Here is a 14,855-nt window from a genome sequence, read left to right on the forward strand (position 1 = left end):
ACCGTTCATGGCATTCGGCAGCGGCGCACCCCTGACAACTGTCACCCTCAGGTCATGACGCGCGGCCCACGGCCGCGACGCCCCCGCGCGACATGCTCGAAGCATGCGAGAACAAGACATCACCGCGGGGGCGGCGGTCCGGCTTTCCGGGTTGCGTAAGCACTATGGCGACGTTCACGCCGTCGACGGCGTGAACCTGACGATCGCGCCGGGCGAGGTGGTCGCGCTCCTCGGCCCCAACGGCGCGGGCAAATCCACCACCGTCGACATGATCCTGGGCCTGAGCGTGCCCGACAGCGGCACGGTGACCGTGTTCGGCCGCGAGCCGGGGGACGCGGTCGGCGACGGGATGATCGGCGCGATGCTGCAGGGCGGCGCGCTCGTCGAAGATCTCACGGTCGCCGAGACCGTCGGCATGGTCGCGGCACTGCACCGCGAGCCGATGCCCGTGCGGGAGGCGTTGCGCCGCGCCGGGATCGAGGACCTCGCGAACCGCCGCTCCACCAGGCTTTCCGGCGGGCAGAAGCAGCGCGTGCGGTTCGCCGTCGCGCTGGTGAGCGACCCCGATCTGCTGATCCTCGACGAGCCGACCGCCGCGATGGACGTCGGCACGCGCCGCGAGTTCTGGAAGTCCATGTACGAGTACACGAACACCGGCCGCACGGTCCTGTTCGCCACCCACTATCTCGAAGAGGCCGAAGAATTCGCCGACCGTGTGGTGCTGATGCGGTCGGGGCGGATCGTCGCGGACGGTTCGGTCGCGCAGGTCCGTGCGCTGGCCGGGGGACGCACGATCCGCGCGGTCGTGCCCGCGGCGGCGGAACCGGTGATCGAGGGGCTGCCCGCGGTCACCGGGTTCGAACTCCGCGGTGGCCGCGCCGCGATCTCCAGTTCCGATTCCGACGCCACGCTGCGCGCGCTGCTGGCCGAGATCCCCGGAGCGCGCGACATCGAGATCAGCGCCGTCGGCCTCGAAGGCGCGTTCCTGTCCCTGACCACCAAAGCCACCGAGGAAACCGTCCGATGAACCCGACCTATCTCAAGACCGAGATCGTCCGCACCTTCCGCTCCACCCGGTTCGTGCTCTTCGCCGTCGCCTTCCCGGTGCTGATGTTCCTGTTGCAGGCCAACGTTTTCGCCTCGGGGCAGCTGAACATCTCCGGCGTGATCATGGTCAACATGATGGCCTTCGGCGCCTTCTCCGCCGCCATGACGAGCGGCGCGAAACTGGCCATCGAGCGGTCCACGGGCTGGCAGCGCCAGCTGCGGCTGACCCCGCTGACCGGCGCCGGCTACCTCGGCGGCAAGGCGCTCTCGGCGATGCTCGTCGCACTCCCGTCACTGTTCCTCGTCCCGCTGGTCGGCGTCCTGGTCCAGGGTGTCCACCTCGACGCCGCGGGCTGGCTGCGGCTGGTGCTCGGCATCTGGCTGGGCGCGATCCCGCTGGTACTGCTCGGCCTGCTGCTGGGCCAGTTCGGCACGCCGGAGTCGATGCAGCCGCTGAACATGATCGTCATGATGGGCATGGGTTTCCTGGGCGGCCTCTGGATCCCGATCGACGGGATGCCGTCGTGGATGGCCGATCTCGCCCAGGTGACGCCGACGTACTGGCTGATCCAGCTGGTCCGCCCGGTGGTCACCGACCAGCACACGGTGAGCCTCCCGGCCGCGCTGGGCGTGCTGGCGGCGTGGACCGCGGTCCTCGGGGCGCTGGTGATCAGGCGTTACCGTAAGGACAGTGCGCGGGTCTGAGAAATGGGTGAACCGGTGAGCGACTACCCGGGCAGGGTCGAAACGGGCTTGAACACCCGGGAGAACTGGTGGGCGGACATGCCGCCGCGAACCGGCCGGGGGCCCCGGCCGAGGCGGTGGGTGTTCTTCGGCCTCGCCTTCATCGTGCCCGGCTGCGTCCCCGCGGCGGTCGATCTGGCCACGGACGGGGCGACCGCGAAAGAGCTGGTGATCGCCGCTCTCCTGCTCTTCTACGGCGCCTGCTACGTGCTGTTCCCGCTCAGCCTGCGGCCTTCGCGCCGGAAGCTGACCTACGTCTTCTCCGCGCTGATGCTGCTCGTCGGTCTCACCCTGGTGTTCCTGCACGACAACAACCCGTACATCCTGATCTACGCGACGGCGGTGCTGGCCTTCACGCTGCCGCCGGCGTGGGCGCTGATCCTGGACGGCGGCGCGCTGCTGCTGGTGCTGGGTGTCCACCTCGCCATCGGGAAGGACGACTTCGGTGACCTCGTGGCGGTCGCCTCGATCACGGCGGCGATGTTCTTCATGGCGAACCTGGTCCGCGCGGTGCGGAAACTTGAAGCGGCCAACCGGGAGATCGCCACGCTCGCGGTGGCGGGTGAACGTGAGCGGCTGGCGCGGGATCTGCACGACATCCTCGGCCACAGCCTCACCACCATCACGGTCAAGGCCGGGCTCGCCCGCCGCATCCTGGAGAGCGGCAAAGACGACTCCCGCGCGCTGCAGGAGATCCGCGAGGTCGAGAGCCTGACCCGCAGCGCGCTTTCGGACATCCGCGCCACGGTGTCCGAATATCGCGAGGTGTCGCTGTCGGCGGAGGTCGCCGGGGCGCGGGCGGCGTTGCGGGCGGCGGAGATCGACGCGGATCTGCCGCACGCGGTGGACAACGTCGACCCGGCCCTGCAGCGCACTTTCGGTTACGTACTGCGGGAAGCGGTCACGAACGTGCTCCGGCATTCCGGCGCGAAGCACGTGAAAGTCCGTCTCGGCAAGACCTGGCTGGAAGTCGAGGACGACGGCGAAGGCGGCGAGGCGATGGCGGGGAACGGTCTGCAGGGCCTCACCGAACGGCTGGACGCGGTCGGCGGGACCTTGACCGCCACCACGCCGCCTGGGGGAGGATGGCTCGTCCGCGCGGACGTACCCGAGTCCGCCCTGCGGAGCGACGCGACCGCGCCGCTCTCCGAACCCGCTGGAGGCTGCGCGTGATCCGGGTCCTGCTCGCCGACGACCAGGCGATGGTGCGCGGGGCGTTGGCCACCGTGCTCGGCCTCGAAGCCGACATCGAGGTGGTCGCCCAGGTCGGCTCGGGCGACGAGGTGCTTCAGCGGGCGAAGGAGACCGCCCCGGACGTCGCGCTGCTCGACGTCCAGATGCCGGGCAAGGACGGGCTCGAAGCCGCCGCCGAACTGCACGGCGCGCTCCCGTTGTGCCGGATCATCATCTGCACCACCTTCGGGCGGCCCGGCTACCTGTCGCGGGCGATGGCGGCCGGTGCCGCGGGATTCGTGGTCAAGGACGCCCCGCCGGAGCAGCTCGTCGACGCCGTCCGCAGGGTCCACGGCGGGCTCCGCGTGGTCGATCCCGCGCTCGCCGCCGAATCGCTCGCGACCGGCGCGAGCCCGCTCACCGGACGCGAACACGACGTCCTGAAAGCCGCCAAGGACGGCAGCACGGTGGCCGACATCGCCCGCTCGCTGCACCTTTCCGAAGGCACCGTGCGCAACCATCTTTCTGCCGCGATGGGCAAGACCGGGGCGAGGACGAGGGCCGAGGCGGTGCGGCTCGCGGAAGAGCACGGCTGGCTCTGAGATCACCCCGCCGCTCTGCGAGAATCATCCCCGTGAGTACCGCCGAACGGACCAAACCCACCCGTGCGAACTGGGTGCGCCGGACCTTGGCGGGATTCCTGCTGATCGTCGTCGCGCTGATCGGCGGAACGGCGTTCCGGGTCTGGCAGGTGGCGCGGGAGGACGTGCGCGACCGGGCCGACGTCATCGTGGTGCTCGGCGCGGCCCAGTACAACGGCAGGCCGTCGGAGATCTTCCGAGCCCGGCTGGAGAAGGCGAAGGCGCTGTACGACCGGGGCGTCGCCGAGGTGATCGTCACCGCGGGCGGCAAGAAGGCCGACGACAACTACACCGAGGCGCACGCGGGAGCGCAGTGGCTGCGCAAACGGGGTGTGCCCGTGTCGGCGACCCTGCCGGTCGGTGAGGGCAGCGACACCCTGCGCAGCCTCCGCGCGGTCGCCGAGCAGGTGCAGCAGCGGGGCTGGAAGACCGCCGTGCTGGTCAGCGACCCGTGGCATTCGTTCCGGGCGCGGGTGATGGCCGACGACCTCGGGCTCGACGCCTGGACGTCGCCCACGCACCGCGGCCCGATCGTGCAGGCCCGTGAGACGCAGGCGCGCTACATCGTCCGCGAGACCGGCGCGCTGCTGTACTACCGCCTCACCAGGTTCCCCGCGGAGGTCTGAACCCGATAAGTGTCGGTGATCGCGCTTAAGCTTGGCTGGTGAGCGACACCTACACCGAGGCCGACAGGGCGCGCCTGCTGCCCGAGCGGCCCAAGGGCGCGGCGCTGGAGGGCGCGGAAGACGGGCGGAGCGCCTTCGCCCGTGATCGCGCACGCGTGCTGCACTCGGCGGCCCTGCGGCGGCTGGCCGGCAAGACCCAGGTGGTCGGCCCGGGTGAAGGTGCCGAGGTCAGCGGCGTCCCGCGCACGCGGCTGACGCATTCGCTGGAGGTCGCCCAGATCGGCAGGGGGATCGCGGACGAACTGGGCGCGGACCCGGATCTGGTGGACACCGCCGGTCTCGCGCACGACATCGGGCATCCGCCGTTCGGGCACAACGGCGAGCGCGCGCTGGACGAGGTCGCGCAGCCGTGCGGTGGTTTCGAGGGCAACGCGCAGACCTTGCGCATCCTGACCAGGCTGGAGCCCAAGGTCCTGCTCGAAGGCGGGGCGGCCGGCGGGCTGAACCTCACCCGCGCCTGTCTCGACGCCTCGACGAAGTACCCGTGGCTCCGTGAAGAGGGCAATCCGAAGTACGGCGTGTACGCCGACGACGCCGAGGTCTTCGCGTGGGTCCGGCAAGGCGCGCCGGAGCGTCGCACCAGCCTGGAAGCACAGATCATGGACTGGTCCGACGACGTCGCGTATTCCGTGCACGACGTAGAGGACGGGGTGCTGGCGGGCCGGATCTCGTTGCGGGTACTGGCCGACGCGGAGGAACGCGCGGCGGTGGCCGAGGCGGCGCGCAGGTTTTCGCACCAGTCGCAGTCCACTTTGGAAGGTGCGGCGAAGGAACTGCTCGACCTGCCCGTGGTCGCGGAACTCACCGAACCGGGGCTCGACGGATCGCTCAAGGCGCAGGTCGCGTTGAAACGGCTGACGAGTGAGCTGGTCGGCCGGTTCGCGACGGCGGTGGTCGGCGCGACGAGGGAGGTGTACGGCGAAGGACCGCTGAGCCGCTACGCCGCGCGTCTGGTCATCCCGGAGCAGGTCGCGGCCGAGGTCGCGTTGTTCAAGGCGCTCGCGCTGCGGTACGTGATGAGCGACAAACGACGCCTCGCGATGCAGGACGGTCAGCGTCAGACGCTCGCCGAACTGGTCGGCGCGCTGTGCCGCCGCGCGCCGGACGCGCTGGACGGCCTGTTCCTGCCCGCCTGGGAGGCCGCCGCGGACGACGCGGCCCGCCTGCGCGTGGTCGTCGACCAGGTGGCGTCGCTCACGGACGCGCAGGCGTACGCGTGGCACGCCTGGCACACCGGCCGCCACGGCTGAAGTCCTCGTGAGTGGTAAGGAAGCGGTAGGGCTCGGCCGTCGCCGAGGGGGTTGTGAAAGCCACTTTCGCAACGTCGGCTGTGGCCGGGCAGCGGCCGGAAGCCGGTAGGTGGCCAAGACACCCTCGGTCAGAACCGTCCTTACCGCTCACGAGGACCTACCTTCGGACAGGAGACGGACGGGCCCGTGCACGGTACGGTCTGCGGCATGGGAGCTGTCGAAAGCCACCTCCGGTTTGGTCTGGACCTCTATCGGGTGCTGGCGAGCCGCGCGGAGAACGCGTGCTTCTCGCCGTACTCGATCGCGAGCGCGCTCGGCCTGGTGATCCAGGCCGCCAAGGGGAAGACCCGCGAGGAACTGATCGCGCTGCTCGGCGACCCGGACGAGCTCGCCGACCTGCTGGGCAAGGCCTCGTCACTGCTCGAAGACGGTCCCGAACTCGCGGTCGCGAACACGCTCTGGGCCTGGGACGGGCTCCCGCTCGAAGACTCCTTCCGCGAGGAACTCGCCACCTGGCCGGGCGGGAAGGTCGAGAGCGCCCCGTTCGGCGACGATCCGGAGGCCGCGCGGCGGCTGATCAACGCCGACGTCGCGCAGGCCACCCGCGAGCTGATCCCCGAACTCCTGAAGCCGGGGACGGTCGCGCAGGACACCGTCGCCGCGATCGTCAACGCCCTGTATCTCAAAACCGCCTGGACCAATCCGTTCTCGCGTGACAACACCGCGCCCGCGGACTTCCACGCGCCGTCGGGCACCCGTACGGTGCCGACGATGTGGCTCGAAAAACAGCTCGACCACACCCACGAGGACGGCTGGCAGGTCGTCCGCCTCGGCGCCGAGGGCGGGGTGGAGGCGATCGTCCTGCTGCCGGACGGCGACCTCGACGACGCCGACCTCGACGCGGGGAAGCTCTCGGGCCTGCTGGAGAACACGCGGTCCAAGACGATCGCGCTGTCCCTGCCGAAACTCGACCTCGACGTCGACAGCCCGCTGACGGCGAAACTCCAGGAGCTCGGCGTGCGGACGATGTTCACCGCCGACGCCGACCTCACCGGTCTCGCCGACGACGACCGGCTCGAAGTCTCCGAGGTGCTCCACCAGTCCGTGCTCCGCATCGACGAACAGGGCCTCGAAGGCGCCGCCGCGACGGCGGTGCTGATGCGGCTGACGTCGCTCATCGTCGACGAGCCCCTCGAAGTCGCCGTCGATCGCCCCTTCCTTCTGCTCGTCAGGCATGCCTCGACGGGTGTGATCTACTTTCTCGCCCGCGTAGTCGAGCCGTGAGGACGGTCAGTGAGTCTTTTCCAGGCTGAGACGGCGGAGACGGACGCCGGGAAGACTCCCACGAGACCCCGCCGGTTCGCCGCCGCCGACGCCGCCATCATGGGCGGCTTCCTGCTGTTCGCCTTCCTGCTCTACAACGGGCTCTGGCTCGACCTCGAGGAAGGCTATCTCTGGAACAGCGCGTCGGATCAGAACCTGTGGGAGTGGTTCTTCTCCGTCACCGCGGACAACGTGCTGCACCTGAGGAACCCGCTCAGTTCGCACTACCAGAACCATCCGCTCGGCGTGAACCTGATGGCCAACACGGCCATGCTCGGCATCGGCATCCCGCTTTCGCCGATCACGCTCACCTTCGGCCCGACGCTCACCTGGGCCATCGCCCTCACCGGCGGTCTCGCCGGCACGGCGGCGGCCTGGTACTGGGTCTTCTCGCGGCATCTGGTCACCCATCGGGTCGGCGCGGCCATCGGCGGCGCGTTCGCCGGTTTCGCCCCGCCGATGATCTCGCACGGCAACGCGCACCCGAACTTCGTCGCGTGGTTCGTCCTGCCGTTCATCGCGCTGAAGGTCTTCAAGATCGCGCGCGGCGAACGCCCGGTCCGCAACGGGATCTTCCTCGGCCTGCTGGCGGCGTACCAGATCTTCCTCGGCGAAGAACCGCTGCTGATCTTCGCGATGGCGTTCGCGATCTTCGCCATCGCCTACTTCGCGACGAACTACCGCGAGTTCCCGCCGATGGCGAAACCGCTGGGGATCGGTGTCGGCATCGGGGTGCTCGTGGCGCTCGTGCTGTGCGCTTTCCCGCTGTGGTGGCAGTTCTTCGGCCCGCAGAGCTATCAGGCGATCGAGCACGGCCCGGTCGGGAACGACACCGCCGCGTTCACCCGCTTCGCGACGCAGTCCGTCGCCGGGCAGCCGCAGGCCGCCGCGGACGTGTCGATGAACCGCACCGAAGAGAACGCCTTCTTCGGCTGGCCGCTGATCGTGCTGATGGTGGTCATCACCGCCTGGCTGTGGCGCGAGGTGTTCGCGCGGGCGCTGGCGATCTCGATGTTCGTGATGGCCTGGCTTTCCCTTGGCGTGCAACTGATCGTGGTGCACGAGGAGACCGGGATCCCCGGGCCGTGGAAGCTGTTCTCGGAACTGCCGTTGTTCGAGTCGCTGCTGGAATCGCGGCTGGCGATGGGCTGCATCCCGCTCATCGCCGCCCTGCTCGCACTGGCGACCGAACGCGTCTACACGGTCGCGTCGAAACTGCCCGAAGTGCCGGGGGAGCGGCGGTTCCCGTTGCGGCTGGTGTGGATCGGCGTGGTCATCGCGGTCCTGCTGCCGATCGCGCCGACCCAGCTGATCGTCAAGGACCGGCCGCCCACGCCGAGGTTCCTCGCCGACGGCACCTGGCGGAGCTACGTCGCGCCCGGCGGGACCGTGGTGCCCGTGCCGTTGCCGAGTTCCGGCGAATCCGAGCCGCTGCACTGGCAGATCGACGCGGGGCTCGGCTATTCGATGCCGGAGGGCTACTTCGTGGGCCCGAGCGGGCCCGACGACAAACGCGGCCGCTACGGCGCCATCCAGCGGCCGACGTCGGTCATCTTCGACCAGATCAAGCAAACCGGCGTACCGGCGACGATCACCGAATCGCAGCGGGTGCAGGCGCTGGCGGATCTGCGGTACTGGAACGCCGACGTGCTCGTGCTGATCCCGCGCGAACACCAGGACGCTTTCCGGACCACGGTGGATCTTCTGCTGCGCAAGCCCGCCGAATTCGTCGACGGCGTCTGGGTGTGGGACGTCCGCACGATCACTCCGTGAGCCCGGCCCGGCTCGCGGACCACCGCGAGCCGGCGAACGGCTCGCCGGCGCGGTGTTCGTTGACCCGGACCGTCGCGCAGGCGAGCCGTGCCGCGACTTCGGCGGCGTGTTCCTCGTCCGCGCCCCACACCGATCCGCACAAGCCGGGCGCCGTGGCGTTCGCGAGCCCGACGGCTTCGTCCACTGTGGAGCATCGGACGACCGGAAGCACCGGCCCGAACTGCTCCTCGGTCACCACCCGCATCCCGTCGTGCGCCTCGGCGAGGATCGCCGGTGCGAAGAAGTACCCCGGCCCGTCGAGCGGTCCGCCGGTGACGATCCGCGCGCCGCTCGCCCGTGCCTCGTCGGTGAGACCGATGACGCGGTCGTGGCGTGGCCGGTTGTTCACCGGCCCGATCTGCGTTCCCGGCGTCCTTCCGTCGCCCACCACGACTTCCGCCGCCATGGCCGCCAGCGCCTCGACGACGCCGTCGTAGACCGGCCCGACGGCGTAGACCCGCTCGACCGCCACACCGATCTGGCCGCAGTTGGCGAAGGCGCTCCAGAAGAGCCGTTCCGCGATGGCGGCCGGGTCGGTGCCGGGCAGGACGATCGCGGGGTCGTTGCCGCCCAGTTCGAGCGCCAGCTGCCGCCATTCCGGCGCGGCCGCCATCCGCTTCCCGGTTTCGGCCGAGCCGGTGAAGGCGACCTGCCGGATCGCGGGATGGGCGATGAGGAGCTCGCCGAGGGGATCCTGGCCGGTGAGCACGGTCAGCACGCCCGGCGGCAGCACCTCCGCCAGCATCCGCCCGAGGTGCAGCGTGGTCAGCGGCGTGCGCGGCGAAGGCTTGAGCACCACCGTGTTCCCCGCGGCGAACGCCGATGCGAGCATCGCGACGGCCAGCTGCACGGGGAAGTTCCACGACGTGATCGCGGCGACCGGCCCTTCGGCCGCGACTCGGGATTCGGTCCGAGACCCGGCGAAATGCCGGAACCGCGCCGCCGCTCCGGCGAACTCGGCTTCGGCTTCGCGAAGCGGTTTCCCTTGCTCCTCGGTGAGAACGGGGGCCAGCACGGGCGCGGCCTCCTCGACGACGACCGCGCACGACATCAAGGCCGCGCGCCGGTCCGCCGCGCGCCAAGCGGGGGAGGCGACCTCCGCCGCGCGTACCGCTTTGTCGACCTCGGCGGGCCCGCAGTCGGGGACGGTCGTGATCCGTTGTCCGGTGGCGGGATCCTCGACGGCGAGCATGGTCCTCCTCGGTGGAAGGAAAAGTGCCGGCTCACCAGCGTAGCGTCGATGATCGACTGGCGGTTCCGGCGAAAAGGCGAAAGACGGCCCTCCCGCCGCGTGGCGCACGTCACCGACAGTGCTGTCACGTCCGCGCGGGCCGCCTCGTCCAGTCGGTGAACGCACTCGCACGAGGAGGACACCATGCCGCGCATTCCCGCCGTGAAGACCGCCGAAGCCGGTTTCCTGCTGAAGCTGTTCTACAAGTTCGCAGGCAAGCGTTTCGGCGCCGTGCCCGAGCCGATGGCCGTCTACGCGCACCACCCGGCCCTGCTGCGGGCGAACGGCATGCACGAGATGATGGCGGAGAAGGCCAGCAAGACACTGCCGTCGAACGTGCGCGAGCTGGCCGTGTACCGCGTCGCGACCCAGCTCGGCTGCTCGTGGTGCATCGACTTCGGGACCATGCTGCAGCTGCACGAGGGTCTCGACATCGAACGGCTGAAGAACATCGACGACTACGCGAAGTCGCCCGCTTTCACCGACCAGGAACGGCTCGCGCTCGCATACGCCGACGCGATGACCGCGAGCCCGGTGACCGCCACCGACGAGCAGGTCGCCGAACTGGAACGCGAATTCGGCCGCAAGGGCGTCATCGAGCTGACCTACCAGATCGGCCTCGAGAACATGCGTGCCCGGATGAACAGCGCGCTGGACATCACCGCGCAGGGCTTCACCTCGGGCGATGCCTGCAAGATCCCGCTTCCCTGAGATTCCCGCGTTTGGTCCTCTGAATGCGCATTCAGAGGACCAAACGCGGTCAGAGGCCGGCGCGGGTCCGCGCGGTGGTGAGCTTGTCCGGGTTCGCCATGTCGTAGATCGCCACGATCTTCCCGTCGCGGATGACGAACGCGTCGACGTGCTCGTCCAGCGCCCGGTACCGCTCGGAACCGGGCTGCGGCGGCAGATAGACCCCGAGGTCGCCGTTGACCAGCGCGAGCCTCGCCTTGTCCATCCCCGCCGGGTCGTACATCCGCATGAGGCCCTGGAACAGCCGGGTGACCTTGTCGAACCCGGCGACCGTGCGCACCGCGGTGCGTGCCTTGCCGCCACCGTCGCCGACGAGGACGACGTCGGGATGCAGGACCTCCGCCACCGCCTGGATGTCCCCGGTGAGCATCGCCGTCATGAACTTCTCGATGATCTGCTGCTGCTCGGCGAGCGCCGTCCGGGGCGGCGGATCGGCGTCGGCGACCGCGCGCCTGCCGCGGGAACCGTGCTGGCGGGCGGCGTCCGTCGTGCAGCCGAGGATCTCGGCGATCTCGCCGAACGGCACCGAAAACGCGTCGTGCAGGACGAACGCGACCCGCTGCTCCGGCGTCAGCCGGTCGAGGACCACCATCGCGGCCATGCGCATGCCGTCGTCGCGGACGGCGACGGCCAGCGGGTCCTCCGACGAAGGGGTGCCCAGCGGGCCGAGGACCGGTTCGGGCAGCCATTCCCCGACGTACCGTTCGCGGCGCACCACCGCCGACCGCAGCCGGTCGAGGCAGATCCGGCTGACGACGGTGGTCAGCCAGCCCTTGTGGTCTTCGATGGCCGCGCGGCGGCGTTCGTCCATGCCGCTCAGGCGCAGCCACGACTCCTGGACCGCGTCCTCGGCGTCGGACAGCGTGCCGGTGAGCCGGTAGGCGACCGACACCAGATGAGGCCGCAGCGCGGCGAAGTTCCCGGCGAGTTCGTCCAGGGCGGTGCTCATTCCCCGAGTGTGCCGCACAGCGCTCGGGGAGCGGGAACTAGAGTGATGAGCGTGGCAGGACGGATTCGGGAGAGCGACATCGCGGAGGTGCGCGAGCGCAACCGGATCGACGAGGTCATCGGTGATTACGTGGCGCTGCGCAGCGCGGGCGGGGGCAGCCTGAAAGGGCTTTGCCCGTTTCACAACGAGAAGACCCCGTCGTTCAACGTGCGCCCCACGCACGGCACCTTCCACTGCTTCGGCTGTGGCGAAGGCGGTGACGTGATCAAGTTCATCCAGAAGATGGACCTGATCTCGTTCGTGGAGGCCGTCGAGCGGCTCGCGGATCGCGTGGGTTTCCGGCTGACCTACGAGGGCGGTGGCGGAAGCGTCCAGCGTGATCGCGGCACCCGCGCCCGGCTGATCGAGGCACACCGCGCGGCCCAGGAGTTCTACGCCGAGCAGCTGCTCACCCCGGACGCGCGTGCGGCGCGGGACTTCCTGTCGGAACGGGGTTTCGACTCCGCCGCCGCGCAGACGTTCGGCTGCGGGTACGCGCCGGCGGGCTGGGACAAGCTCACCAAACATCTGCTCAACCGCGGGTTCGAGGTCAAGGAACTGCTCACGGCCGGGCTGGCCAAGGAGGGGCAGCGCGGGCCGATGGACCGGTTCAACCGGCGGCTGCTGTGGCCCATCCGCGACGTCGGCAACGAGGTGGTCGGGTTCGGCGCGCGGCGCCTGTACGACGACGACCGCGTCTCGGCGAAGTACCTGAACACCGCGGAATCGCCGATCTACAAGAAGTCGCAGGTGATGTTCGGCCTCGACCTGGCCAAACGCGAGATCGCGAAGCGGCACCAGGTCGTCGTCGTCGAGGGCTACACCGACGTGATGGCGATGCACGCCGCCGGGGTCCCGACGGCCGTCGCGTCGTCGGGGACGGCGTTCGGCGAGGACCACATGAAGGTCCTCCGGCGGCTGATGATGGACGACGACGCCTTCCGCGGCGAAGTGATCTTCACCTTCGACGGTGACGAAGCCGGCCAGAAGGCGGCGTTGAAGGCCTTCGAAGGCGACCAGACCTTCGCCGGGCAGACCTACATCGCGGTCGCCCCCGACGGCATGGACCCGTGCGAACTGCGGCTCGCGAAGGGCGACACCGCGGTGCGCGACCTGGTCGCGCGGCGGATCCCGCTGTTCGAGTTCGCGATCAAGAGCATGCTCAAGGCCTTCGACCTCGACTCCGTCGACGGCCAGGTCGCCGCCCTGCAGAAAACCGTCCCGCTGGTGGCGGGGATCAAGGACCGTGCCAGCCGGGACGGTTACGCGTCGAAACTCGCCTGGTGGGTGGGCTGGCAGGACGCGGCGCAGGTGGTGAACCGGGTGCGCGGCAGCGCCGGGGCGGCGGCGAAACGCTCCGCCACCGTCGAGGTCCGGCGGCCCGCCGCCGCGACCACCGCCACCGCCGAAGAGGACCTGCCCCGGCCCGCGCCCGGCGACCCGCGGTTCATCGCGCAGCGCGAGGCGCTCAAGGCGGCCCTGCAGCAGCCGATGCTCGCCGGAGCCGAGTACGACGCACTGCCCGAGGACGCGTTCACCCATCCGGTTTACGTCGCCATCCACAAGGCGCTGCTGTCCGCCGGGGGAGCGGGCTCCGGGCTGACCGGGCCCGCCCTGCTCGACGCGGCCGCCCCGCACTGCCCGCAGGGCACGGTGCGGCGGGTGCTGAGCGAGCTTTCGGTGGAACCGTTGCGCGCCAAGGGCGAAGTCGACTCGCGCTACATCTCCGCGCAGCTCGCGGCGGTACAGGAAAGCCTGGTCGGCCGCCAGATCAACGAGATCAAGTCGAAGCTCCAGCGGCTTTCCCCGGTCGAGGCGCCGGACGACTACCGCGCGCTGTTCGGCGACCTCGTCGCGCTCGAGCAGTACCGGAAGGCGCTGAAGGAACAGGCCATCGGCGGATTGGACTGAGCATGGGCTGGCTGCGTCACCTGCTGGGTGACCGTGTCCCGGCGGATTTCGACGGCTCGCTGGACGACGGCGAGCACGTCGTCGGGAGCGCGGCTGTCGAAGGCGGCGGATATCTGCTGGTCACGCCGCTGGGACTGTGGATCCCGGGCCCGCGCCGGGTCGGCTGGCATCTGGTCGGCAAGGCGGCGTGGTCCAGCGGGGTGCTGACCCTGACCGAATCCGAGGAGACCGGCATGGCGGGGGACGCCGTGCTGCTGGCCGACAAGACCCCGGTCCGGTTCGAGCTCGGCCGGCCCGGCAAGGTCCCGATCCTCGTGCGGCAGCGGGTCGACGGCTCGGTCCGCGGGCGGTACCGCAAGGACCTCGGGACCGGGGGAGCGTGGTTCGTCGAACGCAAGGTCCCCGGTCAGGACGGCACGGTGCTGCAGGTGCGGCCCGATCCGGGCACCGACGTCGACCTGGTCAAGGCGATCGCCGAGGAAGCGGCCAGGAAGCTGGCGAAGCCGGACAGCTAGCAGTACGCTCGTACTGTGTGGGATCCGGTCAAGTACCTCGACTACGCCGACCTACGGGCCCGGCCGTTCCACGACCTCGTCGCGCGGATACCGGCCGAGGCGCCCCGTCGCGTCGTCGACCTCGGCTGCGGCCCGGGGAATCTGACCGCCGGCCTGGCGGAACGCTGGCCGGACGCGATCATCGAGGCGAGCGACAGTTCACCCGAAATGGTCGAAGCCGCGCGATCACGAGGTGTCGACGCGCGAGTACTGGACGTCAACGACTGGGTGCCCGAGCCGGACACCGACGTGGTCATCTCGAACGCCGTGCTCCAGTGGGTCCCGGAACACCGTGAGCTGCTCCGCCGCTGGGTGGACCTCCTGCCGTCCGGGGCGACCCTCGCGTTCCAGGTCCCCGGCAACTTCGACGCCCCTTCGCACGCCCTGACCCGTGCCCTCGCGCGCACCGGCGAGTGGGCTCCGCGCCTCGCCGGCGTCGTCCTGCGCGAGAACGAGGCCGTCGACAGCCCGCTCGGCTACGGGACCCTACTCGCCGACGCGGGCTGCGCCGTCGACGCCTGGGAGACGACGTACCTGCAGCGGCTGTCCGGGGAGGACGCCGTACTCGAATGGATCACCGGCACCGCGCTGCGACCGGTCAAGGAGGTCCTCCACGGGGAGGACTGGGACCGCTTCCGCGCCCAGCTCGCACGCAAGCTGGACGAGGCCTACCCGCCGCGCCCCGACGGGACCACCTGGTTCGAGTTCCGGCGGATCTTCGTGGTCGCCGTCGTGGCCTGACGCG

The 14,855-nt window shown here is 70.2% G+C and carries 14 protein-coding genes; 12 read left to right on the forward strand and 2 right to left on the reverse strand.

Going from position 1 to position 14,855, the window contains the following annotated elements:
* The first annotated feature begins 103 nt into the window (after positions 1-103).
* From AVR91_RS07870 to AVR91_RS07905, 8 genes are all read left to right on the forward strand, one after another.
* On the forward strand, positions 104-1,027 hold the full coding sequence (locus tag AVR91_RS07870; RefSeq protein WP_063274612.1) for an ABC transporter ATP-binding protein: 924 nt from the start codon (positions 104-106) through the stop codon (positions 1,025-1,027).
* Complete coding sequence (locus AVR91_RS07875; protein WP_063274611.1) at positions 1,024-1,752, forward strand: ABC transporter permease; 729 nt, start codon at positions 1,024-1,026, stop codon at positions 1,750-1,752. Before AVR91_RS07870 ends, AVR91_RS07875 begins: the two co-directional genes overlap by 4 nt.
* 15 nt (positions 1,753-1,767) lie before the next feature.
* A complete protein-coding gene (locus AVR91_RS07880; RefSeq protein WP_063274637.1) occupies positions 1,768-2,964 on the forward strand; it encodes a sensor histidine kinase in 1,197 nt (398 codons plus the stop codon).
* Entirely contained in the window at positions 2,961-3,566 is a 606-nt protein-coding gene (locus tag AVR91_RS07885) for a response regulator transcription factor (protein WP_063274610.1), read from the forward strand. Before AVR91_RS07880 ends, AVR91_RS07885 begins: the two co-directional genes overlap by 4 nt.
* Before the next feature lie 32 nt (positions 3,567-3,598).
* The gene (locus AVR91_RS07890; protein ID WP_016332486.1) at positions 3,599-4,231 is read left to right on the forward strand and encodes a YdcF family protein; all 633 of its coding nucleotides are present in this window, start codon (positions 3,599-3,601) and stop codon (positions 4,229-4,231) included.
* A gap of 38 nt (positions 4,232-4,269) precedes the next feature.
* Positions 4,270-5,541, forward strand: a complete 1,272-nt coding sequence (locus AVR91_RS07895; RefSeq protein ID WP_063274609.1) for a deoxyguanosinetriphosphate triphosphohydrolase — start codon at positions 4,270-4,272, stop codon at positions 5,539-5,541.
* A gap of 207 nt (positions 5,542-5,748) precedes the next feature.
* Positions 5,749-6,825, forward strand: coding sequence for a serpin family protein (locus tag AVR91_RS07900; RefSeq protein ID WP_063274608.1), 1,077 nt, complete (start codon positions 5,749-5,751; stop codon positions 6,823-6,825).
* 9 nt (positions 6,826-6,834) lie between these two features.
* A complete protein-coding gene (locus AVR91_RS07905) occupies positions 6,835-8,637 on the forward strand; it encodes a hypothetical protein (protein WP_063274607.1) in 1,803 nt (600 codons plus the stop codon).
* Here AVR91_RS07905 and AVR91_RS07910 read toward each other — a convergent pair.
* Positions 8,627-9,868: an aldehyde dehydrogenase family protein gene (locus AVR91_RS07910; protein WP_063274606.1), complete on the reverse strand. Its 1,242-nt coding sequence runs from the start codon at positions 9,866-9,868 to the stop codon at positions 8,627-8,629. The genes AVR91_RS07905 and AVR91_RS07910 overlap by 11 nt on opposite strands.
* Before the next feature lie 183 nt (positions 9,869-10,051).
* Here AVR91_RS07910 and AVR91_RS07915 point away from each other — a divergent pair, with 183 nt between their 5' ends.
* Complete coding sequence (locus AVR91_RS07915) at positions 10,052-10,618, forward strand: carboxymuconolactone decarboxylase family protein (RefSeq protein ID WP_037342876.1); 567 nt, start codon at positions 10,052-10,054, stop codon at positions 10,616-10,618.
* 49 nt (positions 10,619-10,667) lie between these two features.
* Here AVR91_RS07915 and AVR91_RS07920 read toward each other — a convergent pair whose 3' ends face one another.
* Positions 10,668-11,606 (reverse strand): sigma-70 family RNA polymerase sigma factor, encoded by a 939-nt coding sequence (locus AVR91_RS07920; RefSeq protein WP_063274605.1) that lies wholly within the window; start codon positions 11,604-11,606, stop codon positions 10,668-10,670.
* A 45-nt stretch (positions 11,607-11,651) separates the two neighbouring features.
* Between AVR91_RS07920 and dnaG the strand changes: the two genes are divergently transcribed.
* The 3 genes from dnaG to AVR91_RS07935 are packed head-to-tail and all read left to right on the forward strand — an operon-like array spanning position 11,652 to position 14,851.
* Entirely contained in the window at positions 11,652-13,556 is a 1,905-nt protein-coding gene (gene dnaG, locus AVR91_RS07925; protein WP_063274604.1) for a DNA primase, read from the forward strand.
* Positions 13,557-13,558: 2 nt separating this feature from the next.
* Positions 13,559-14,071 (forward strand): hypothetical protein, encoded by a 513-nt coding sequence (locus tag AVR91_RS07930; protein ID WP_063274603.1) that lies wholly within the window; start codon positions 13,559-13,561, stop codon positions 14,069-14,071.
* Between the two features lie 15 nt (positions 14,072-14,086).
* Complete coding sequence (locus tag AVR91_RS07935) at positions 14,087-14,851, forward strand: trans-aconitate 2-methyltransferase (RefSeq protein WP_063274602.1); 765 nt, start codon at positions 14,087-14,089, stop codon at positions 14,849-14,851.
* The last annotated feature ends 4 nt before the right edge of the window (positions 14,852-14,855 follow it).

This window comes from Amycolatopsis keratiniphila subsp. keratiniphila (assembly GCF_001620365.2).
GTDB lineage: Bacteria > Actinomycetota > Actinomycetes > Mycobacteriales > Pseudonocardiaceae > Amycolatopsis > Amycolatopsis keratiniphila.